The following is a 20,886-nucleotide window of genomic DNA, read 5'->3' as shown; positions in this document are numbered from 1 at the left end:
TCAGCCTTTCGCGATCAAGCCACCCCGCAAGCAACCTGCCATTCACTGGGCGGTACCGCAACCCCGCCAGTTTACCACAGATAATGCGGGACGAAGGCGACCAAAAGAAAAGACGTCCGGTTCCCCCGAACCGGACGCCCCCCTCTTAGCGCCTGCCAGTGATCAGGCGCTGTAGTACATGTCGAACTCGACCGGGCTCGGGGTCTGTTCGAAACGATAGACCTCGTCCCACTTCAGTTCGACATAGGCTTCGATCTGGTCCTTCGAGAAGACGTCGCCCTTGAGCAGGAAGTCGTGGTCGGCGAGCAGGCTGTCGAGCGCTTCGCGCAAGCTGGCGCAGACGGTCGGGACTTCCTTCAGTTCCTCGGGCGGCAGGTCGTACAGATTCTTGTCCATCGCCTCGCCCGGATGAATCTTGTTCTGGATGCCGTCGAGGCCCGCCATCAGCAGCGCCGAATAGCAGAGATAGGGGTTGGCCATCGCGTCGGGAAAGCGGAATTCGACGCGCTTCGACTTGGCGCCTGCACCATAAGGGATGCGGCACGAGGCCGAACGGTTGCGGCTCGAATAAGCGAGCAGAACCGGGGCTTCGAAGCCCGGGACGAGGCGCTTGTAGCTGTTCGTCGTCGGGTTGGTGAAGGCGTTGAGCGCCTTGGCATGCTTGACCACGCCGCCGATGAAATAGAGGCACATGTCCGACAGGCCGGCGTAACCGTTGCCGGCGAAGAGCGGCTTGCCCTTTTCCCAGATCGAGATGTGTGTGTGCATGCCGCTGCCGTTGTCGTCCTTGATCGGCTTCGGCATGAAGGTTGCGGTCTTGCCGTAAGCATGCGCGACCTGATGCACGACATATTTGTAGATCTGCATGCGGTCGGCGGTTTCGGTGAGCGTGCCGAAGGTCAGGCCAAGCTCGTGCTGCGCGGCGGCGACTTCGTGGTGATGCTTGTCGCAGGGCAGGCCCATTTCGAGCATCGTCGAGACCATCTCGGCGCGGATGTCGACGGCGCTGTCGACCGGCGCGACGGGGAAATAGCCGCCCTTGGCGCGCGGACGGTGTGCCAGGTTACCGCCTTCATAGCTGCGGCCGGTGTTGGTCGGGAGTTCGATGTCGTCGATTTCGAAGCCCGACTTGTTGTAGCCGGTTTCGAAGCGGACATCGTCGAACATGAAGAATTCGGCTTCGGGGCCGACATAGACGGTGTCGCCGACGCCGGTCGAGGCGACATAGGCCTCGGCGCGCTTTGCGGTCGTGCGCGGGTCGCGGGCATAGCCTTCGCCGGTCGCGGGCTCGACGATGTCGCAGACCATGATCAGCATCGGGGTGGCTGAGAAAGGATCGTCATAAACCGCATCGAGATCGGGCTTCAGGATCATGTCGGACTCGTTGATCGCCTTCCAGCCTTCGATCGACGAGCCGTCGAACATCAGGCCGTCTTCCAGCTCATCCTCGCCGAGGATCGACGCGACCATGGTCAGATGGTGCCATTTGCCCTTGGGGTCGGTGAAACGCAGGTCGACCCACTCGATGTCGTTTTCCTTGATCCGCGCGATGATGTCCTTGGGCTTCGTAGCCATGGTCTATACTTCCTTCTTGCGAAATGGTCCGGCGTGCCGGGGGTTGTCGGGTTTTCGAAAAATGCGAAAGATTAAAGCGCGTCCTCGTTGCGTTCGCCGGTGCGAATGCGGAGCGCCGTCTCCACCGGAATGACGAAGATCTTGCCGTCGCCGATGCGGCCGGTTTGCGCGGCGGCAGCAATCGCCTCCACGACGCGTTCGGCCATCGAATCCTCGACGATGACCTCCAGCTTCACCTTCGGCAGAAAGTCGACGACATATTCGGCGCCGCGATAGAGTTCGGTATGCCCCTTTTGGCGGCCGAAACCCTTGGCCTCGGTGACGGTGATGCCGCTGACACCGACTTCGTGCAGCGCTTCCTTCACTTCGTCGAGTTTGAACGGCTTGATGATCGCCTCAATCTTCTTCACGCTTTTCGTCCCCCTTTGGGCTGGCCGCCGCTCCTTGCGCGTCGAGCCGGATCAGGCCTGCCTGGTCCGGTCCGCCGTCGAGTCGGTGCGATGTCCCGCCATCTTGCACCAATCAAAAGCCGTGCCAATTGGCGAATCGCGGGGATTTGGTAAGAAATTTGAAACGAAGTTGCGACTGTGCCTAGCGGGTGAGCAATGAGGCGGCCGGGGTGCCTAAAAAAGTGGCATCCTGGCTCCTCCCTGTCGCGTGGCGATGGGGAGGTAGCAGCCCGGAGGGCTGACGGAGGAGCTATGGCGCGGCCCCTCCACCACCCGCTGCGCGGGCGGCTCCCCTCCCCATGGCCTGCGGCCACAGGGAGGATTTGCTTCAGCGTCCCATCGGGGCCGACGAGTCCGCCAGATTGGCCTTGGTCCAGTTCGACCGCTCGATGACATAGGCACGAATCGCCTCGGCGTCGGCGGGCGTCAGCACATTGGCGAAGCTCACCATGCCGCGGTCCTTGAGCGCGCCGCCGATAACGACGCCCTTCCACGCTTCGGAATTGGCGAGGGTGCCCGAAACGCGCAGGTCGGGGGTGAAGCCGTTGCCGATCGCGCTGTCGCCGTGACAGACGATGCAGTAGCGCCCGAAATGCGCCTTGCCCGCCGCGACCTGAGCGGGCGGGGCGGTCATCGGCGGCGGATTCCACGCGAGCGTCGTCGTCGCGGGCGGGGCAGGCAGTTTCGCGGTGCCGCCGATTTTGAGCACCACCAGCCGCGGGATGTTCGGGATTTTGCGCGTCGCGCCGCCCGCAACCCCGGCGACGAGCGGGAAGGCGCCGCCCTTGCTGGTCATGAACGCCACATATTGGACGCCGCCGACGCGGAAGGTCGAAGGCGCGCTGACGATCCCCGACTGCATGTCGAGGTCGAGCAATTGTTTGCCGGTATCGGCGGTATAGGCGCGGAAGCGGCCGAGGCTCGTCCCCTGGAACACCAGGTTGCCCGCGGTCGTCATCGTGCCGCCGTTCCACGCGGCGGGATGGTCGACCGCCCACGCAACCTTTCCGGTGCGCGGGTCGAAGGCAACAAGCCGCCCGGTGGTGGCGGCGACCGCGGCGCGGAACGCCGCCTTGTCGTCGGGCAGCATCGTGCCGGTCAGCGTGGTACCGATGTTGAAGCCGACGACCTTGCGCCGGTCGAGTTCGGTCATGTCGGCGAGATAGCCCTGCGGGATCTGCTGCGCGGGGATATAGACGAGCCCGGTCTTCGGGTTGTAGCTCATCGGGTGCCAATTATGTGCACCGAGCGCGCCCGGGATCGCGATGAAGGGCTTGCCGGTCTTGTAGAAGCGCGCCTCGGGATTCTCGATCGGGCGGCCGGTGGCGAGGTCGTAGCCCGTTGCCCAGTTGATCCCGTCGACGAAAGGCTTGGCGTCGATCAGCTTGCCATTCGCACGGTCGATGGTGAAGAAAAAGCCGTTCTTCGGCGCATGGTACAGCACCTTGGTCGGCTTGCCGTTCACCGCCTGCTCGGCGAGGATGATCGGCTGGGTCGCGGTATAATCCCACGTCTCGGCCGGGGTCTCCTGATAATGCCATTTATATTTGCCGGTCGTGGCATCGAGCGCGACGACCGACGAGAGGAACCAGTTGTCACCCTCGCCATTCGAGCGCGTGCCATGGTTCCACGGATTGCCGTTGCCGACGCCGAGATAGATCTGGTCGAGATCCTTGTCATAGACGATCGCGTCCCACACGGTGCCGCCGCCGCCCGAGGTCTGCCACTCGCCCTTGTCGGACCATGTGGCGTTGGCCTTTGATGCAAAGATGTCGTCCGATGCGGCGCCGTCCTTCGCCTTGGTCGGGTTGGGTGCCGTATAGAAGCGCCAGCGTTCCTTGCCGGTGTCGGCGTCATAGGCGGTGACATAACCGCGCACTCCGAATTCGGCGCCGCCATTGCCGATCAGCACCATATCCTTCACGACGCGCGGCGCGCCGGTGATCGTATAGGGTTTCGAGGTGTCGAAGGTCTGTGTCGACCAGATTTCCTTGCCCGTCTTTTTATCGAGCGCGATCAGCCGGCCGTCGAGCGCGCCGACGAAGAGTTTGTCGCCCCATACTGCGACACCGCGATTGACGACGTCGCAGCATGCGCTGACGGCGCGTTCGCCGGGAACCTTGGGGTCGAATTTCCACAAGGACTTGCCGGTCGCGGCGTCCCAGGCGCTGACCTTCGACCAGGCGTGGGTCACATACATCACGCCGTCGACGACGACGGGGGTCGCTTCCTGCCCGCGCGCATCGTCGAGGTCTGCGGTCCAGGCGAGGCCAAGCTGGCCCACATTCTTGTCGTTGATATCGGTCAGCGGGCTGAAGCGTTGTTCGTCGTAACTGTAGCCGATGCCGCCCCAGTCGTCGCCATTGCCGCCGGTCTTGAGCAGGGTCTCGCTGGCCTGTTCGGCGGCGTCGAGCGATCCGCCGCCCGTGATACTGTCATTTTTCGATGCGTTGCATGACGCCAATGCCAGTGCCGCGCAGCCCAGCAGCGCCGCCTTCAAGACCCATTTCGCCATCCCATGCTCTCCCGTTCGACGCCTATGCTTGACGTTAACGTCAAGACTGCGCGCGAAGGGGGGCAGGTGCAAGGGGGAATATGGGGGGTGGGTAGAGGGGGGCATCAGCGCGCGGCATGCTATTTGTTCCTCGGCCTTCGCCGGGCAACAGCTTAGCGGTTTACTGCCAGGGCGGTGCGTTCAGGCCCTTGGGACTCGCGGTGAAGATTTCGCAGCCGGTTTCGGTGATGCCGATGCTGTGCTCGAACTGCGCCGACAGGCTGCGGTCACGAGTTACCGCGGTCCAGCCGTCGCTCAGCATCTTCACCGCATATTTTCCGGTGTTGATCATCGGCTCAATCGTGAAGAACATGCCGGGCTTGAGTTCGGGACCGGTGCCCGGCCGGCCCGCGTGGACGACTTCGGGCGCGTCGTGGAACATCTGCCCCAGCCCATGCCCGCAAAAGTCGCGAACGACCGAATAGCGGTGGCGTTCGGCATGTTGCTGAATCGCGTGCGCGACGTCGCCCATGCGATTGCCGGGCTTCGCCTGCTCGATGCCGAGCATCAGGCATTCGTAAGTGACTTCGACGAGGCGTTTCGCCTTGATCGGCACATCGCCGACCAGATACATGCGGCTTGTGTCGCCGTGCCAGCCGTCGATGATGCTGGTGACGTCGATGTTGACGATATCGCCCTCACGCACCGGCTTGTCGTCGGGAATGCCATGGCAGACGACGTGGTTGATGCTGGTGCAGCAGCTGTGCGTGAAGCCGCGATAGCCGAGCGTTGCGGGGATGCCGCCGCCATCGAGCATCATCGTTCGGACGAGGTCGTCGATCGCGGCGGTGGTCACGCCCGGCTGAACGAACGGAACGAGCGCGTCGAGGATTTCGGCCGACAATCGCCCCGCCTTGCGCATGCCGGCAAAGCCCGCTTCGTCGTGCAGCTTGATCGTGCCGTCGCGCACGGGGGTGGGGCTCGCCGCATCGCCGGCGGTTACGGAGACATAGTCGTACATGCGATTCATATAGTCGCTAGAGCCTCGAAAAGCGAGGGGGCCGACTTCAGTCGCGCGTCGGCGCTCAATCCGTCACGAGAATAAAGTCCGTCGCGCCGGGCGCTTTCTCGAACGCGCTACCGACGGGAGCGTCGAGAAAGGCGATAATCGACGGGTCGTAATTGGCGATGCTGTTGACGTCAAAAATCTGATGATTGGAGGCGTCGGCCATATAGGCATCGTCCTCGGTCCCGGACAAAAAAGCCCACCCGCTGTCCTGCGGATTACGGGGCTGCTCGCGATACATGAAGCGGACGGGAAGCCCTTCGACTGTGATCCGGTCCGATACGATGCAACCGCCCCTGCCGGTGGCGAGGGGGCGGATATCGTCTGGCGCCAGTTTGTAGCGTTTTTCGCCCGCTATCGATTTCGTCCCACCGAACGCAAACAGGGCGGCCACTCCGAGAGCAAGACTCGTCATGGCCGCCCGTCGCTGCATTTTTCTACTCGGCCGACTTCTTCGCCTTGGGCGCTTTCGCCTTGCTCGCCTTGGGCGGGGCCGAGACGATTTCGAAGGCGAGCGGATTGCCGACCTTGGCGTCGTCGCCGGTTTTCATCTTCACCTTGACCTCGCCGCCATGGACGAGCTTGCCGAACAGCAGTTCCTCGGCGAGCGGTTGCTTGATCTTTTCCTGGATCAAACGGCCCATCGGACGCGCGCCATAGAGCTTGTCATAGCCCTTGCCGGTCAGCCATTCGCGCGCCGCTTCGTCGAGCTGGATGTGGACGTTACGGTCGGCGAGCTGCAGTTCGAGTTCGAGGATGAACTTGTCGACGACGCGCGCGACCACTTCGGGCGGCAGGTAACCGAACGGAACGATCGCATCGAGGCGGTTGCGGAATTCGGGGGTGAAGAGATTCTTCACCGCTTCCTCCTGCACATCCTCACGCGTGAACTGGCCAAAGCCGATGCTCTCGCGCGCCATGTCGCTCGCGCCCGCATTGGTCGTCATGATCAGGATGACGTTGCGGAAATCGACCGTCTTGCCGTGATGATCGGTCAGGCGGCCATGGTCCATCACTTGCAACAGGATATTGAACAGATCGGGATGCGCCTTTTCGATTTCGTCGAGTAGCAGCACGCAATGCGGATTCTGGTCGATCGCATCGGTGAGCAGGCCGCCCTGATCATAGCCAACATAGCCCGGAGGCGCGCCGATCAGGCGGCTGACCGAATGGCGCTCCATATATTCCGACATGTCGAACCGCTGGAGCGGGATGCCCATGATCGACGCGAGCTGCTTCGCGACCTCGGTCTTGCCGACGCCGGTCGGGCCGCTGAACAGATAGTTACCGATCGGTTTTTCGGGATCACGCAGGCCCGCACGGCTGAGCTTGATCGCCGACGACAGCACTTCGATCGCGGTGTTCTGACCGAAGACGACGCGCTTGAGGTCGGTCTCGAGGCTGGCGAGGGTCGCCTTGTCGTCGCTCGACACCGATTTGGGCGGGATGCGCGCCATCGTCGCGATCACGGCCTCGATCTCCTTCGCGGTGATCGTCTTCTTGCGCTTCGACGGGGCGACAAGCATCTGCATCGCGCCGACCTCGTCGATCACGTCGATCGCCTTGTCGGGCAATTTGCGGTCGTTGATGTAGCGCGCCGAGAGATCAACTGCCGCGTTGATCGCATCCTGCGTGTAACGCACCTGGTGATGCGCCTCGAACGCGCTGCGCAGGCCCGCGAGGATTTTCTTCGTATCCTCGAGCGTCGGTTCGACCACGTCGATCTTCTGGAACCGGCGGAGAAGCGCGCGGTCCTTTTCGAAATGGTTGCGGAACTCCTTGTACGTCGTCGAGCCGATGCAGCGGATCACGCCGCCCGACAAGGCGGGCTTGAGGAGGTTCGACGCATCCATCGCGCCGCCCGATGTGGCACCCGCACCGATGACGGTGTGGATTTCGTCGATGAACAGGATCGCGTGCGGCAGCCCTTCGAGCTCGGTCACGACCTGTTTCAGCCGCTCCTCGAAATCGCCGCGATAGCGCGTGCCGGCGAGCAGCGCACCCATGTCGAGCGAATAGATGACCGCGGGCAGCAGCACTTCGGGCACATCGCCCTCGATGATCTTGCGCGCGAGCCCTTCGGCGATCGCGGTCTTGCCGACGCCGGGGTCGCCGACATAGAGCGGGTTGTTCTTTGACCGGCGGCACAGGATCTGGATCGTGCGGTCGACCTCGGCATGGCGGCCGATCAGCGGGTCGACCTTACCAACCTTGGCCTTTTCGTTGAGGTTGACGGTGAACTGGTCGAGCGCGGTTTCTTTCTTGTTCTTGCCGCCGCTGCTGTCCTTGTCCTTCGCCTCTTCCTTTTCCTCGGGCTCGGCTTGCGGCGAGGGTTTGCCGCCCTTGCCGACGCCATGGCTGAGGTAGGAGACCGCGTCGAGGCGCGTCAGATCCTGCTGCTGGAGGAAATAGACGGCGTAGCTTTCGCGTTCGGAGAACAGCGCGACGAGGACGTTGGCGCCCGTCACCTCATCCTTGCCCGACGACTGGACGTGCAGGATCGCGCGCTGGACGACGCGCTGGAAGCCGCTGGTGGGCGACGGATCGCTGTGCCCCTCGACCTTCAAGCTGTCGAGTTCGGTATCGAGATAGTGAACGACCGCCGATTGCAGATCGTCGATTGCGACGCCGCAGGCGCGCATCACCTCGGCGGCATGGTCGTCGTCGATCAGCGCGTAGAGCAGATGCTCGAGCGTCGCATATTCGTGGTGACGCTCCGATGCGGCTTTCAGCGCATTGTGCAGGGTCTTTTCGAGGCTCTCCGAAAAGGACGGCATGGACTTTTCTCCTTGCGAGGCCCGCCGGGGGAGAAAGGCGGCCCCTAGGACCATAACGTGGCGATGCCGCCGCCAGCCTGCAAGGGAAAAGCGGAAGGCTTTGTGAAATTACGATGACGGGGGTTGCAGGATGGTTAACGGGGCGTTGAGGATGGGCACCTGCTTTCGGATTGTTACCTGGCTACTTTTTGTGTCGGATTAGAAGTGCCGCCGGCAAGGCCACGACAGGGACCAATATGAAGGCCCAGACAATCACAAAGAGGGCGACCGAAACCGCGTCTCCTTCGGGTTGAGAGAAAACATGTTCCAAGCCTCCCGCAAAACCCACGGCGAGTGTAAAAATAATAGCGGACAAAATAGCCCATGCCGCCAAGGTGTAGAGAAGGTCTCTACGGGTCATTTCTCAATTTCCCCCTTAACCTTCGCCCGCTTTGTCCACCATATCCATAAAATCGCGCGCCACATTGCGCTCGCCCTCATCCTTGAACGCGACGTCGAGGTCGGGGGCGACGCCGAGCATGTACATTAGCGCCCATAAAGCGAAGCGGCGGCCGGGGTTGGTTTCGAGGCCGAAGTCGACGCGCATGCGTTCGGTGCCCGCGGCGTGCGCCTCGGGGTGGATCGCCGACAGGTCGGCGGTGCCGAAATAGCGGCGGAGCTGGTCGTCGAAATCCATGCCGCCCTTTTGGCCCGTTCGCGGCGGTTGGCAAGTCTGGCCAGCGTCGGCTCCGTTACTTTCCCTGCCCCTTGATGGGGGAGGCAGCGAAACTTGCCAGCTTGCTGGCTAGTTGCAGCGGTGGGGGTGTGCTCTCGGCCTGAGGTGATTGTGTACGGACGCACCGTCACCCCCATCCAACTTCGCCTAATCGCTGCGCGATAAGGCTGCGTATCCTTCCCCCATCGAGGGGGAAGGGCGCTAAGCAAAATCGGCTCACCCGAAACCCCGCCCGGTTGTTTTTGCCCAAGCGCGCCGATAGGGCGGCGTTCGTGAAAACCAGCATCGACATCGGGACCGACAGCACGGGGCAGAGCGTGCGCGTCGATGTGCAGGAACTGTTGGCGACGCGTCTGCTCGTCCAGGGCAATTCGGGGTCGGGCAAGTCGCACCTGCTGCGCCGCATCCTTGAGGAAAGCGCCGAGCTGGTGCAGCAGATCGTGATCGATCCCGAGGGTGATTTCGTGACGCTCGCCGATGCGTACAGTCATGTCGTGATCAATGGTGGCGACTATAATGAGCGCGAGATCGCGGCGATGGGCGCGCGCATCCGCGAGCATCGCGCGTCGATCGTGCTCAGTCTGGAGTCGCTCGATATCGAGGCGCAGATGACCTGCGCCGCAGCGTTCCTGAACGCGCTGTTCGATGCACCACGCGAGCACTGGTTTCCGGCGCTGGTGGTGGTCGACGAGGCGCAGATGTTCGCGCCGAGCGTCGCCGGGGATGTGTCCGACACCGTCCGCCGCGCAAGCCTCAGCGCGATGACCAATTTGATGTGCCGTGGGCGCAAGCGCGGCCTCGCCGGCGCTATCGCGACGCAGCGGCTCGCCAAACTCGCGAAAAATGTCGCCGCCGAGGCGAGCAATTTCCTGATGGGGCGCACCTTCCTCGATATCGACATGGCGCGCGCCGCCGACCTGCTCGGCATGGAGCGGCGGCAGGCGGAAGCGATCCGCGATCTCGAGCGCGGGCATTTCCTCGGGCTTGGGCCGGCGATTTCGCGGCGGCCGCTGTCGGTCCGCATCGGCGCGACGCACACGGCGACGCGGATGGGGACGCACAGCCTGATGCCGCTGCCTGTCGCGGGCGGCGAGGATATGCGCTCGATGTTGTTCACCGAGATGGAAGCGCCGGCCCAGCCGCGCGTTTTTGCGCCCGAGGCCGAGCCTGTTGCGGCGAGCGAGCTATTGGAGCGGATCGCGGCGAGCGAGGGGCTCCACGAAGATCGCGACGCCCCGCCGGTATTCGACATCGTCGAGGCCGCCGCAGAAGCGGGGCACAGCGACGCGGTGGTGATCGCGATGCTCGAAGAGATGCTGTCCGACCCCGACAGCGCCTTCCAGCCCGAAGCCTATCTCTATCAGGATTTTTCGGTGCGCTGCCGGATGCAGAAGCTGAAGAAGGTGCCGCTCGACCTCGCCGCCTTCCGTCGCCGCTTCGCGCTGGCCAAAGGCGGGGTGTTCGATCCGTCCGAGCCGCGCTGGCGCGAAGCCCTGTCGGTCGCCGACCGGCTGCCGCACGACATGTTCGCGCCCTTCCTGCAGATCGCGCGCGCCGCGATGGACGGCGAGCCCTGTCCCGACGACGACGTCCTCGGCCGCGCTTATGGCAGCCGCTCGCCGGGACGCATCCGCCGCCTCGTCGAATATATGGAAAAGCAGGGTGTTATCGTCGTTCGATCCGATTTCGGCGGCCGCCGTTCGATCGGTATTCCCGAGCTCGGGCTCAGCACCGAAGCCGAATAGGGCGCTCCTGCCTCATCCCGTCGTGATTTCGCCGCGACCCGGCATGTTAATCGCGAATTAGCCACCTAAAATCTTGGGACCGTGCGCGGATCGGCGCACCCCTTGCCGCAGGTTCGCGCCGAGGCGCAGGTCGTGGAGAATGGCGAGCGGCTGGGGCCGGTCGGCGCGCGGATCGTCACCGAGGTCTTCCTCGGGCTGCTGCAGGGCGACAAGGGGTCGTATCTGTCGCAGGATCCCGAATGGCAGCCGTTCCTGCCGACGGTCGATGCATCGAAAAAGGGCGATGATTTCCGGATGATCGACCTGCTTCCTTTCGCCGAAGTCGCATAATGCGAAGAACCGCTGGCGCTTGCGACCGGGCGCCGGCGGTTTTCCTCACCCCATTGTTGAACCCTAACCCTTTTTGAACAGCGCGTCGGCGATCGCCTTGTGGCTGGTCGCGGCAGCGCGGTGCGCTTTCACCCGCTCGATTTCGGCCTCGAGCGTTTCGATGCGTTCGCCAAGTTCATCGACCGACAGCGGGTCGAGCGACTGCTTGATCAGCGCCGCCAGTACATCGTCGCGGCGGCGGGGAAGGTCGTCATCGTCCATGGCGCATCCTCCTGGCGCTTAACGTTAATATGGGCGCGTGAGTGTTGACCGGTGTCGCTGCACTGTCAATAAGGCGGAGCAGGGGGTAGGGATGACCGGACCAGTGGGGGAATTTCTGAAGTGACCAGCTTGCCAGCGAGCATGACCGCCATCGCCATCAGTGCGCCGGGCGGGCCCGAAGTGTTGCAACCAACGACGCGGCCGGTGCCGCAGCCCGGACCGGGCGAGGTTTTGATCCGCGTCGCAGCCGCCGGGGTGAACCGCCCCGACGTACTGCAACGCATGGGATTTTATCCGCCGCCGCCGGGGGCATCGGACCTGCCGGGGCTCGAGATCGCCGGGACGGTCGCTGCGGTCGGGCCGGGGGGCGATCCCGAACTTTTGGGACAGGCGGTGTGCGCGCTCGTCGCGGGGGGCGGCTACGCCGAATATTGTACCGCGCCGGTCGGAAGCTGCCTGCCGGTGCCCAAGGGCTTTTCGATGGAAGAAGCGGCGGCGCTGCCCGAAACCGTCTTTACCGTGTGGCACAATCTGTTCGAGCGCGGCTATGTAAGCGAGGGCGAGACGGTCCTCGTCCACGGTGGGACCAGCGGCATCGGCACGACCGCGATCGGGCTGTGCAAGCTGTTCGACATCAAGATCGTCGTGACGTGCGGCAGCGCCGATAAATGCGATGCCGCCCGCGCGCTCGGTGCCGATCTGGCGATCGATTATTCATCCGAGGATTATGTCGAGGCGGTGAAGACCTTCACCGGCGGCACCGGCGTCAATGTCGTGCTCGACATGGTTGGCGGCGATTATCTGCCGCGCAACCTCGCGTGCCTTGCCGAGGATGGGCGCCATGTGACCATCGCGTTCCAGCGCGGCGCGAAGGTCGAGTTCGATATTGCCGATGTGATGCGCCGCCGCCTGACGCTGACCGGATCGACGCTCCGCGCGCGTAGCGCCGATTTCAAGGCGTTGCTGGCCGACGAAATCCACCGCACGCTCTGGCCGCGCTTGTCGGAGGGCGGGTGGAAGCCCGCGATGGACTTGAGCTTTCCGCTCGCCGAGGCGAGCGCGGCGCATGCGCGGATGCAGGCCGGCGAGCATGTCGGGAAGATCGTGCTGACGTTGGGATGAGGCGGGGAACGTTCGCGACGGCGAGCGGTTGATGGGGTCCGGCAAAATGCCGCGGCCAGGAGAACCCCATGCGTGTCCCCTTTGTTTCCGCTTCCGTGATCGCGTTTGCGCTCGCCTCCTGTTCGCCACCGGCCAACAATGAGACGGCGAAAGCATCTGCGGGCAGCAGCAGCGATACGGTAACCAACGCCGGACCGCCTGCTATCAAGCCTGCCGATGAGCCGACACGCGGGGGCGACGGCACGCCGATAGAACTTGCGGCGCTGGGCGACAGCGACCTTAACGGTGCCAGCCTGAAGGGCGAACTGGGATGCAATTTTGCCACGATCGCGGCAGCGCCGCCGATCTTGATCGCCAAGGGCAATGTCGCGTCGCAAGAGCCGGCGCGCGGGATCGTCAAAATCAGCGACAGGATTGCGTCGATTGCCGCCCCCGGCGGTTATGATGCAATGGCCGACGGCGCGAATTTTTTCACCGAAGGGTTGCAGCTTCGCATAGCGCTGACGGGTGCGGCCGAGGGCGGCGGCGAATCGCCCCCGCGACCCGCGACGCTGACGCTGAACCGGGCCGACGGCGCACGGCGCGTTATCGCCGGACTTTGGCAATGCGGTCCCTAAATGCTGCTCTGGCCCCTCGAAATCGCCGTTGGCTTTTTCCACTCTCTGATATATGTATCATATACGAATTATATATGGAGATCCCGATGGGCATCGTGAACATAGAGGATGATCTGCACGACCAGCTCCGCCGGGCGAGCAAGATATCGTGCCGTTCGATCAACGCGCAGGCCGCCTATTGGATCAAGATCGGCATGTTGTGCGAGACCAACCCGACGCTCGGCTTTAGCGAGATCATCGAGCGCGAGTTTCGATCCGCGGGCGTCTCGGCTCCCCCAATGGCGATCGTGACGCATGACGAAGCAGCCTGAAGAGATCGCATTGCTGGCCGAATCGGGCCAGCTGCTGGCGTCGGTGTTCGGCCTGCTCGATCGAACGCCGCTGGCCGGCCTGTCGACGCTTCAGATCGACACGATGGTCGAGCGGTTCATCGTCGACGATCTGCAGGCGCGGCCCGCGAGCAAGGGGCAATATGGCTATGGCTTTGTGCTCAACGCGTCGGTGAACGACGTGGTGTGTCATGGCGTCCCGTCGCGATCGGACGTGCTGAAGGACGGCGACATCGTCAATCTCGACATCACGCTGGAAAAGAACGGCTATATTGCCGATTCGAGTAAAACCTATCTTGTGGGCGACGTGGCTCCCGCCGCCAGGCGACTGGTCCAGACGACCTATGACGTGATGTGGCTGGGCATCGGTGCGGTTCGCCCCGGCGCGCGGCTCGGCGACATTGGCTGGGCGATCGAGCGCCACGCCAAACGGAACGGCTATTCGGTGGTGCGCGAATATTGCGGTCATGGCATCGGCCGCGAGATGCACGAGGAACCCCAGATCCTGCACTTTGGCCGACCGGGCACCGGGCTGGTGATGCGCGAAGGCATGGTGTTCACGATCGAGCCGATGCTCAATCGCGGGCGGCGGAGCGTCCGGACGGAGGCGGACGGATGGACCGTGGTGACGCGCGACGGGTCGCTCTCCGCGCAATTCGAGCATACTGTTGCGGTGACCGCTTCGGGGGTGTCGGTGTTGACGCTGCGCCCCGACGAACGCGCGATGATCGGCAAGATGAAGATCGCGGCCTGAGCCAAGCTCCGGTTCGCCGCTATCGGTTGAAAACCGCGCTCTTGCCCCGCCCGTTAAACAGGTCTACATCAACCGCCGAACGGCCGCCTCGCAAGGGGCGGCCCTTATTATTTCCGCTTGGAGACTTTTCGTCATGGCCACCGCCGATGCCACCCCGCTGATGCCGCACGCGACCGCCGCCTGGCTGGTCGATAACACGGGCCTCACCTTCATCCAGATCGCCGAATATTGCGGCATCCACATCCTCGAAGTGCAGGCGATCGCCGACGAGACCGCCGCGACCAAATATACTGGCCGCGACCCCGTCCGCGCGCACGAACTGTCGATGGAAGAAATCGAAAAGGGTCAGGACGACCCGAACTACAAGCTCAAGATGAGCAAGCAGGCGCAGGACACGATTCGCCGTACCCGCGGCCCGCGCTATACCCCGGTCAGCAAGCGTCAGGACAAGCCCGACGGCATCGCGTGGATTCTGAAGAACCACCCCGAGGTTTCGGACGGCGCGATCGGCAAGCTGATCGGCACGACCCGCAACACCATCGGCGCGATCCGCGACCGCAGCCACTGGAACAGCGCGAATATCGTCGCCAAGGATCCGGTGACGCTCGGCCTTTGCTCGCAGCGCGAACTTGATGCGCTGGTCGCCAAGGCGGCGAAGAAGGCCGGCATCAAGGCCCCCGAGGACAGCCGTTTCGAAGGCGACCGCGAAGCGCTGCTCGAAGAACTGCGAGCCGAACGCACCGCCGCGAACGAAGCGCGCGCTGCCGAAGAGGCGGCCGAAGCCGCGAGCGACGCAGCGGCTTCCTGACGCATGTCGGGGGTTGATGACGACAATATCCCGGCGGCCAGCGGCTCGCCGGATGCCTCGCTGACCCAGGACGACAGTTTTACCGCGACGAGCCACGCGGGCCTGACCTATCCGTGGGGCGATGCCGCGCCGGGGGCGGGCGAGACGATCCGCATCGCGCCGGGCATCACCTGGGCGCGCATCCCGATGCCGGGGTCGCTCGGCCACATCAACAGCTGGCTGCTCGATGACGCCGACGACAGCGGCGATGGCGTCGCGGTGGTCGATACCGGCATCTGCCTGACGCTCTGCTCCGACGCATGGAAGGCGCTCTATGCCGGGGCGCTGAAGGATGCGCGAATCACGCGCGTCATCGGCACGCACCTGCACCCCGATCATATCGGCCTTGCCGGCTGGATCGCCAAAAAGCGCGGCGTGAAGCTGTGGATGACGCGCGGAGAGATGCTCACCGCGCGCGCGATCATCGCCGATTCCTCCGACACCGCCCCCGACGAGGTGTTGAAGCAATCGCGCGCCGCGGGCTGGGATGATGCGGCGCTCGAAGCCGCGAAATCGCGCGGCTGGAACATGTTCCAGCGGATGATCTTTCCGCTGCCGCGCAGCTATGTGCGGATCGAGGATGGCGACCGGCTCGACATGGGCGCGCACCAGTGGCGCGTCGTCACCGGATCGGGACACAGCCCGGAGCATGCGTGCCTGTGGAACGAGAAAGAGGGCGTGCTGGTGTCGGGCGATCAGGTGTTGCCGCGGATCAGCTCGAACGTGTCGGTCAATATCACCGAACCCGACGCCGATCCGCTGGGCGAATGGCTGGCGTCGATCGACAAGCTGCTGGCGACGGTTCCCGCCGACGTCACCGTTTGCCCGGCGCATGGCGAACCGTTCAAGGGGCTGCACGTCCGTCTGATGGCGCTGCGCGACGAACATCGCATGCGGCTCTACAATCTGGCGGAAGCGGCCGCGAAGGCGCCGATGCGCGCGGTCGACAGCTTTCCTTTGCTCTTCAACCGTCCGATCGGCGAGCATAATCAGGGCCTTGCGACGGGCGAAGCGCTCGCGCATCTGAAACGGCTCGAGGTCGAAGGCCGCGTGCAACGCGAGGATCGGGACGGCGTGTGGTGGTATCACGGGGTCGCGTGATGCGCGGGTTGATGACGATGCTGCTGGCCGGCGCCGTGGCGGCGGCATCGCCCGCCGCCAGTGCCGTCGAGCCGTCGGCTGCCGATCAGGCCAATGACGAAATCGTCGTCACCGCGCGCCGTTCGGGCGCGCCGATGTGGACGATCCAGACGCGCGCCGGCGTCGTCATTCTCGTCGGTGAAATCGCCGGGGTTCCCAAAGCGACACCGTGGCGTCCCGAGCGGCTGGAGGGCGCGACCGGCCGGGCGCAGCGCGTCATCCTCGGCACCAAGGCGAAGGTGTCGCCGGGCGACATATTGCGGCTGATCTTCAAGGGCGGCGCGCTGACCAAATTGCCGAAGGGTCGCGTCGCGGCCGACTATCTGGATGCGAAGCAGATGGTGCGGCTCCATGCCCTCGAAACGCGCTTCGACCAGGATTATGCGCGCGCGAATTTCCTGATGACGGCGTTCGACCTGCTTTCGAAACGCCTGTCGTTCAACAAGGATACCGCCGACGACGCGTCCGACGTCGTGCGCAAGGCGGCGCGTCAGTCGAAGATTCCGACACAGCCCGTTGGCGAAGTCCGCGGCGAGGACATGCTCGACAATCTGTTCGCCGCGGCACCCGAGACGCATATCCCGTGCCTCGAAGCCGCGATGGCGGCGACCGAAGCCGGCGGCGATGTGGTGACCGACCGCGGCCGCGCCTGGACCGAATTCGACGTGCCCGCGGTGATGGCGAACCCGCTCGAGGAAGCGCTTGGCCGCTGCTGGCCGTGGACGACCGACGGCTTTGGTACCGAGCTGCGCCAGACCTGGGTCGGCGCGATCCGCGAGGCGAGCGGGCAGCCCGGCGTCACGCTGGCGGTCGTTCCCCTGCGCATCCTCGCCGAGAAGGACGGCGTGCTCGACCAGCTCAAATCGCAAGGCCTGCCGATCAGCGGCCCGGCCTGGTAGCCACGGCCTATCGCGGTCTTTGCATGATCCAGCTGAACGCCATCGCGTTGAAGATCGTATAGAGGCCATAGAGCATCATCGCGGTGAACCAGTTCCGCGTCGCGATCGCCATCGCGCCGACAAGCAGCAGATATTCGAAGACGTAAGTGATGTTCGGTCCGACCTTGTCGGCAAGCGGTTTGACCATCTGCTGGATCAGCGGATCGTCGCTTTCCATGAAGGCGCGGTGCATCGCGAAATTACCGACGCCGGCGCAGAAAATGGCGATGATCGCGATCCACATAGGTTTGCAGATGGGGCAGTCGGGGTGGAAATGCCAGCAACTTTCGGGCTATAGGGAGTGCTCGGACGCGCACCGGCCCCGCGCGACCGATCGAACGAACCCGGCTCCTGCCCCCAGAGAAGGAACGTCTTCGGTGACAGCTCTCCCCCGTATGGCCGCGCTTTGCCTGCCGCTTGTTCTGGCCGTTCCGTCGGCAAACGCGTCGCAGGAACCCGCGAATCCGCCGCAGCCGAACCCCGCGCTCGCCGATCCGGTGCTGGCGAATCCCTTTCCCATGGAGGTCGTGCCTCTCCACCCCCTGTTGCCCGATGATGTGCGCGCGATGATCGACACCGCGATCACGAGCGGAGAGGACGCTGACGTCGAAGCGGTGGTCAAAGTCGCCAAGCTCGCCAATCCCTTCAGCGTTGCGGAAATCGATGCGCTGCTGGCGCAATATCGCAACGCGCACGCTCCTGTGCCGCCGCCCGACCCGGTGGGCAATATGCTCGCCGCCGCGATCGCGAGCGGCAAGGATGGCGATGTCGAGGCGGTGGCCAAGCTGGCGAAGGCGACCAATCCCGACCTGGCGGCGGAGATCGACGCGCGGGTCATCGCCTATCGCGCCGAACGAAAGCGGCTCAAGGACGAGGCGGCGGCGGCTGAGCGCGCAAAACTGGCCGCGTCGAAATTCTGGCAGAACTGGAAGGGCGAAGGGCAGATCGGCGCGTCGCAAAGCAGCGGCAATACCAAATCGGCGGGCCTGAGCGCTGGCATCGCGCTCGCGCGCAAGGGGATCGACTGGAGCCACAGACTGCGAGCGCAGGCCGATTATCAGCGCACGAACGGTCGGACGTCGGTCGAACGTTATGTGCTCGAGCTGGAGCCGCAATATCGCATCGACGACCGCACCTTCGCGTTTGGCCTCGGCCGGTGGGAACAGGACCGCATCCTGGGATATGACACGCGCTGGAACATGTCGGGCGGGCTCGGTTACAAGGTCCTCGACGGCAAGAAGATGACGCTGAGCCTGAAGGGCGGGCCGGCATTTCGCCAGACCGATTTCGTGAGCGGCGAGGAAGATACCGAAATGACCGCACTCGCGGGCCTCGATTTCGGCTGGCAATTGTCGCCGACGCTGCGGCTGACGCAGGTCGCCTCGACGATCATCGGCGAGGCGAATAGCTCGACCAGCTCGCTGACCGCGCTCAACGCCAAGCTGACCGGCGCGCTGTCGGCGCGCGTCGCCTATTCGGCGCAGATCGACACGAGCCCGCCGCCAGGGATCGAAAAGGTCGATACCCAGACGCGCTTTACCTTGGTGTATGGTTTCTAGCGTTTTTTGACCTCCCCGTCGCTTCGCGACAGGGAGGATGGGCCTTTCACCTATTTGATCGCCGCCAGCGTGTAGAGGAATTCGGCGAAGCCCATCGTCGAATCGACGAGCCCCGCGACCTTCGGATTGGTCGAATCGATCAGGAAATATTCGTCGGGGGCGTGCGCGCCCGACCCGTGGCCGATACCGAAATGGGCCGCGGGGATCGACACCGGCGGGGCGGTGAAGGTCGAGCCCGGCCAGCTGCCGGCCATGCGGGGATTGAGGCTGGTCGTCACACCGAGCTTTTTATAGGTCGCGAGTTCGGAGCGGACGAGGCGGCTGTCCTCGGCGACCTCGGTCGGGTCGTATCCGCCCGAGACATTCACTTCGACATCGGTGAAGCCATGTTTGTCGAGATGCGCGCGGAGCTTCTTCTCGGCCTCCGCGCGGGTCTGGTTCGGGACGAGCCGCAGGTCGAGCTTGGCGACCGCCTTGCCGGGCAGGATCGTCTTGCCACCGGGGCCGGTGTAACCCGCCACCAGACCTTCGATATTGACCGTCGGCTCCTGCGCCAAGCGGATCAGCGCGTCGTCGTACGACAGATTGTCGATCCAGTGGGTGACGCCGAGCGCGGCCTTCTGCTGCGCTTCGTCGCCCGCCTTCGCGGCTTCGCGGATCAACGTCTTTTCGCGTTCGCTCAGCGGCCGGACATTTTCGAACCAGCCCTCGATCGCGGGTTTGTTGCCGCCCTCGGTAACGAGCGTCTGGAGTGCCTGCACCAGCCGCCAAGCGGGCGAATCGACCATCGCCTTCAGGCTCGAATGCACGTCGCCCTTCGGTCCGCGGCCCCATTTCTCGCCGCTTGCGATCAGTTCGAGTTCGATAATTCCCTTCGATCCCAGATTGACCGTGACGTTGCCGGTCTTGCCCTGCGATGCGAAGGGGATGAAGATACCCTCGCATTTCTTCAGCGCGGCGAGGATGTTGGGTTTTGTTGCTATCTGGCGGAAATGTGGCGAACCGATCTCTTCCTCGCCCTCGCAGACGAGAACGATGTTCACCGGCAGCTTGCGCCCGGCGGCGCGGATCGCGTGGAGCGCGGCGAGGAAGGCCGCTTCGGGCCCCTTCTGGTTCACCGCGCCGCGGCCCATGATCGCCTGCCCGAAACCGGGGCGCTCGACCATCTTGCCTTCGAGCGGCGGCGACGACCATTCGGCAGGGTCGAACTGTTTGACGTCATACATGAAATAGATGCCGAGCGTGCGCGGGGCGCCGACGTCGATCGTCCCGAACACCCCGGGATGGCCATCGGTCGGCACGATTTCGACATTGGTGAAGCCGGCATCTTTCGCGAGCTCGGCCATATAGGCGGCGCCCTCGGGCATGCTGCGGTCTTCGGCGGCGATCGAGGGCAGGGCGATCCAGTCGCGGATCCGCTTGATCGATGCGGCTTTGCCCGCTTCGGCGGCCTTGCGGATGTCGGTCATCGCTCCCGACTGTGCCCAAAGCGGAAGGGGCTGCATGAATGCCGCGCCGGCGCCCAGCATGGCGGTGCCGCGCAGCATGTCGCGGCGGTTCAGTCGGTTAAGCTCACGAAAATCCATCATGCGTCCCCTGCCTGCTTCGTATGCGAAGCAATGTGCCGGATCGGCGGCGAAACGCAAGGCCGTGTCGGGGACTTACCGTTACGTGACGGGGCGGGCGTCGATTTCGCGGGCGAGGAAGGCGAGAATCTGCGCCTTGTCCTCGGCAGCCTCGGGTTGCGCGCGGAACGCGGCGAGACCAGCGATGATCATCAGCAACGGAATACCGGCGAAGAAAGTCGCGAACAGCCCTGCGCCGGGAATGTAGAGAAAGGCGAGAACGCCGCCGATCACGAACAACGAGAGAAAGCCAACCCAGATATAAGGGAAATAGCGCGCTCCCGGCGGCGCGCCGAAGCTGCCCGAGATCCGTGTGCCGCCGTTGTACGGTTCCATCACTGCGTCGAGCACCGGCTCCATATTGGTGCGCGCATCGCGCTGACGGTAGCGCAGATTCATCTCGCGCTCGCTGCCCTTGCCGAACACGCGCGCCTTCGCGTCCGGCATGGGGTCGTCCATGATCGTCTTGAGCTTGCGCGCGATGACCTCGGGCGAGAGGGGCGAGTAGAGGACGATGGGTTCGCTGTCCGACATCGCCGCGCC

The 20,886-nt window shown here is 64.1% G+C and carries 21 protein-coding genes; 10 read left to right on the top strand and 11 right to left on the bottom strand.

Annotated elements, in window-relative coordinates; genetic code table 11:
- Window positions 1-162 precede the first annotated feature (162 nt).
- The 7 genes from glnA to AC3A43_RS17385 form a co-directional block, all read right to left on the bottom strand.
- A complete protein-coding gene (gene glnA / locus AC3A43_RS17415; protein WP_487793834.1) occupies window positions 163-1,575 on the bottom strand; it encodes a type I glutamate--ammonia ligase in 1,413 nt (470 codons plus the stop codon).
- Window positions 1,576-1,646: 71 nt separating this feature from the next.
- The gene (locus tag AC3A43_RS17410) at window positions 1,647-1,985 is read right to left on the bottom strand and encodes a P-II family nitrogen regulator (protein WP_037518110.1); all 339 of its coding nucleotides are present in this window, start codon (window positions 1,983-1,985) and stop codon (window positions 1,647-1,649) included.
- Between the two features lie 367 nt (window positions 1,986-2,352).
- Window positions 2,353-4,539 (bottom strand): PQQ-dependent dehydrogenase, methanol/ethanol family, encoded by a 2,187-nt coding sequence (locus tag AC3A43_RS17405; RefSeq protein ID WP_487793833.1) that lies wholly within the window; start codon window positions 4,537-4,539, stop codon window positions 2,353-2,355.
- A 160-nt stretch (window positions 4,540-4,699) separates the two neighbouring features.
- The gene (gene map / locus AC3A43_RS17400) at window positions 4,700-5,539 is read right to left on the bottom strand and encodes a type I methionyl aminopeptidase (RefSeq protein WP_487794290.1); all 840 of its coding nucleotides are present in this window, start codon (window positions 5,537-5,539) and stop codon (window positions 4,700-4,702) included.
- A gap of 64 nt (window positions 5,540-5,603) precedes the next feature.
- Window positions 5,604-6,017: a DUF2185 domain-containing protein gene (locus AC3A43_RS17395; protein ID WP_487793832.1), complete on the bottom strand. Its 414-nt coding sequence runs from the start codon at window positions 6,015-6,017 to the stop codon at window positions 5,604-5,606.
- A 4-nt stretch (window positions 6,018-6,021) separates the two neighbouring features.
- Window positions 6,022-8,361, bottom strand: a complete 2,340-nt coding sequence (gene clpA, locus AC3A43_RS17390) for an ATP-dependent Clp protease ATP-binding subunit ClpA (protein WP_487793831.1) — start codon at window positions 8,359-8,361, stop codon at window positions 6,022-6,024.
- Window positions 8,362-8,776: 415 nt separating this feature from the next.
- A complete protein-coding gene (locus AC3A43_RS17385; RefSeq protein ID WP_487793830.1) occupies window positions 8,777-9,037 on the bottom strand; it encodes a hypothetical protein in 261 nt (86 codons plus the stop codon).
- Between the two features lie 311 nt (window positions 9,038-9,348).
- On the opposite strand from AC3A43_RS17385, the gene AC3A43_RS17380 reads away from it, so the two are divergent.
- On the top strand, window positions 9,349-10,821 hold the full coding sequence (locus AC3A43_RS17380) for a helicase HerA domain-containing protein (protein WP_487793829.1): 1,473 nt from the start codon (window positions 9,349-9,351) through the stop codon (window positions 10,819-10,821).
- A 102-nt stretch (window positions 10,822-10,923) separates the two neighbouring features.
- On the top strand, window positions 10,924-11,151 hold the full coding sequence (locus AC3A43_RS17375) for a hypothetical protein (RefSeq protein ID WP_487793828.1): 228 nt from the start codon (window positions 10,924-10,926) through the stop codon (window positions 11,149-11,151).
- Window positions 11,152-11,214: 63 nt separating this feature from the next.
- On the opposite strand, the gene AC3A43_RS17370 is transcribed toward AC3A43_RS17375, so the two are convergent.
- Complete coding sequence (locus tag AC3A43_RS17370; protein ID WP_487793827.1) at window positions 11,215-11,412, bottom strand: DUF1192 domain-containing protein; 198 nt, start codon at window positions 11,410-11,412, stop codon at window positions 11,215-11,217.
- Window positions 11,413-11,553: 141 nt separating this feature from the next.
- Between AC3A43_RS17370 and AC3A43_RS17365 the strand changes: the two genes are divergently transcribed.
- The 7 genes from AC3A43_RS17365 (at window position 11,554) to AC3A43_RS17335 (ending at window position 17,120) form a co-directional block, all read left to right on the top strand.
- Window positions 11,554-12,534: an NAD(P)H-quinone oxidoreductase gene (locus AC3A43_RS17365; protein ID WP_487793826.1), complete on the top strand. Its 981-nt coding sequence runs from the start codon at window positions 11,554-11,556 to the stop codon at window positions 12,532-12,534.
- Window positions 12,535-12,602: 68 nt separating this feature from the next.
- Window positions 12,603-13,151 (top strand): hypothetical protein, encoded by a 549-nt coding sequence (locus AC3A43_RS17360; RefSeq protein ID WP_487793825.1) that lies wholly within the window; start codon window positions 12,603-12,605, stop codon window positions 13,149-13,151.
- An 86-nt stretch (window positions 13,152-13,237) separates the two neighbouring features.
- Entirely contained in the window at window positions 13,238-13,462 is a 225-nt protein-coding gene (locus AC3A43_RS17355) for a ParD-like family protein (protein WP_487793824.1), read from the top strand.
- Window positions 13,446-14,234 carry a type I methionyl aminopeptidase gene (gene map / locus AC3A43_RS17350; protein ID WP_487793823.1) on the top strand — a complete coding sequence of 263 codons (789 nt, stop codon included), beginning with the start codon at window positions 13,446-13,448 and terminating at the stop codon, window positions 14,232-14,234. Before AC3A43_RS17355 ends, map (AC3A43_RS17350) begins: the two co-directional genes overlap by 17 nt.
- Window positions 14,235-14,394: 160 nt before the next feature.
- The gene (locus AC3A43_RS17345; protein ID WP_487794289.1) at window positions 14,395-15,042 is read left to right on the top strand and encodes a cell cycle transcriptional regulator TrcR; all 648 of its coding nucleotides are present in this window, start codon (window positions 14,395-14,397) and stop codon (window positions 15,040-15,042) included.
- 3 nt (window positions 15,043-15,045) lie between these two features.
- The gene (locus AC3A43_RS17340; protein WP_487793822.1) at window positions 15,046-16,182 is read left to right on the top strand and encodes an MBL fold metallo-hydrolase; all 1,137 of its coding nucleotides are present in this window, start codon (window positions 15,046-15,048) and stop codon (window positions 16,180-16,182) included.
- Window positions 16,182-17,120 carry a TraB/GumN family protein gene (locus tag AC3A43_RS17335; protein ID WP_487793821.1) on the top strand — a complete coding sequence of 313 codons (939 nt, stop codon included), beginning with the start codon at window positions 16,182-16,184 and terminating at the stop codon, window positions 17,118-17,120. The genes AC3A43_RS17340 and AC3A43_RS17335 overlap by 1 nt, the downstream gene beginning before the upstream one ends.
- Window positions 17,121-17,127: 7 nt before the next feature.
- Here AC3A43_RS17335 and AC3A43_RS17330 read toward each other — a convergent pair whose 3' ends face one another.
- Window positions 17,128-17,403, bottom strand: a complete 276-nt coding sequence (locus AC3A43_RS17330) for a hypothetical protein (RefSeq protein WP_487793820.1) — start codon at window positions 17,401-17,403, stop codon at window positions 17,128-17,130.
- A 133-nt stretch (window positions 17,404-17,536) separates the two neighbouring features.
- On the opposite strand from AC3A43_RS17330, the gene AC3A43_RS17325 reads away from it, so the two are divergent.
- Window positions 17,537-18,718 carry a DUF481 domain-containing protein gene (locus AC3A43_RS17325; protein ID WP_487793819.1) on the top strand — a complete coding sequence of 394 codons (1,182 nt, stop codon included), beginning with the start codon at window positions 17,537-17,539 and terminating at the stop codon, window positions 18,716-18,718.
- Window positions 18,719-18,768: 50 nt separating this feature from the next.
- On the opposite strand, the gene AC3A43_RS17320 is transcribed toward AC3A43_RS17325, so the two are convergent.
- Window positions 18,769-20,307: a M20/M25/M40 family metallo-hydrolase gene (locus tag AC3A43_RS17320; protein WP_487793818.1), complete on the bottom strand. Its 1,539-nt coding sequence runs from the start codon at window positions 20,305-20,307 to the stop codon at window positions 18,769-18,771.
- Between the two features lie 78 nt (window positions 20,308-20,385).
- The gene (locus AC3A43_RS17315) at window positions 20,386-20,877 is read right to left on the bottom strand and encodes a hypothetical protein (protein WP_487793817.1); all 492 of its coding nucleotides are present in this window, start codon (window positions 20,875-20,877) and stop codon (window positions 20,386-20,388) included.
- Window positions 20,878-20,886 lie beyond the last annotated feature (9 nt).

The organism is Sphingopyxis sp. Soil_C_28 (assembly GCF_057657055.1).
The sequence above is the reverse complement of the archived record's forward strand: the minus strand, read 5'-3'. Positions and strand labels throughout refer to the sequence as shown.

Excerpts from the sequence above, each read along its gene's own strand:
- AC3A43_RS17360 (WP_487793825.1), top strand. The coding sequence starts at position 12,603 with ATGCGTGTCCCCTTTGTTTCCGCTTCCGTGATCGCGTTTGCGCTCGCC.
- AC3A43_RS17365 (WP_487793826.1), top strand. The coding sequence starts at position 11,554 with ATGACCGCCATCGCCATCAGTGCGCCGGGCGGGCCCGAAGTGTTGCAA.
- AC3A43_RS17405 (WP_487793833.1), bottom strand. The coding sequence starts at position 4,539 with ATGGCGAAATGGGTCTTGAAGGCGGCGCTGCTGGGCTGCGCGGCACTG.
- glnA (WP_487793834.1), bottom strand. The coding sequence starts at position 1,575 with ATGGCTACGAAGCCCAAGGACATCATCGCGCGGATCAAGGAAAACGAC.
- AC3A43_RS17320 (WP_487793818.1), bottom strand. The coding sequence starts at position 20,307 with ATGATGGATTTTCGTGAGCTTAACCGACTGAACCGCCGCGACATGCTG.
- AC3A43_RS17385 (WP_487793830.1), bottom strand. The coding sequence starts at position 9,037 with ATGGATTTCGACGACCAGCTCCGCCGCTATTTCGGCACCGCCGACCTG.
- map (WP_487793823.1), top strand. The coding sequence starts at position 13,446 with ATGACGAAGCAGCCTGAAGAGATCGCATTGCTGGCCGAATCGGGCCAG.
- AC3A43_RS17355 (WP_487793824.1), top strand. The coding sequence starts at position 13,238 with ATGGGCATCGTGAACATAGAGGATGATCTGCACGACCAGCTCCGCCGG.
- clpA (WP_487793831.1), bottom strand. The coding sequence starts at position 8,361 with ATGCCGTCCTTTTCGGAGAGCCTCGAAAAGACCCTGCACAATGCGCTG.
- AC3A43_RS17345 (WP_487794289.1), top strand. The coding sequence starts at position 14,395 with ATGCCGCACGCGACCGCCGCCTGGCTGGTCGATAACACGGGCCTCACC.
- map (WP_487794290.1), bottom strand. The coding sequence starts at position 5,539 with ATGTACGACTATGTCTCCGTAACCGCCGGCGATGCGGCGAGCCCCACC.
- AC3A43_RS17395 (WP_487793832.1), bottom strand. The coding sequence starts at position 6,017 with ATGCAGCGACGGGCGGCCATGACGAGTCTTGCTCTCGGAGTGGCCGCC.
- AC3A43_RS17330 (WP_487793820.1), bottom strand. The coding sequence starts at position 17,403 with ATGTGGATCGCGATCATCGCCATTTTCTGCGCCGGCGTCGGTAATTTC.
- AC3A43_RS17315 (WP_487793817.1), bottom strand. The coding sequence starts at position 20,877 with ATGTCGGACAGCGAACCCATCGTCCTCTACTCGCCCCTCTCGCCCGAG.
- AC3A43_RS17370 (WP_487793827.1), bottom strand. The coding sequence starts at position 11,412 with ATGGACGATGACGACCTTCCCCGCCGCCGCGACGATGTACTGGCGGCG.
- AC3A43_RS17335 (WP_487793821.1), top strand. The coding sequence starts at position 16,182 with ATGCGCGGGTTGATGACGATGCTGCTGGCCGGCGCCGTGGCGGCGGCA.
- AC3A43_RS17340 (WP_487793822.1), top strand. The coding sequence starts at position 15,046 with ATGTCGGGGGTTGATGACGACAATATCCCGGCGGCCAGCGGCTCGCCG.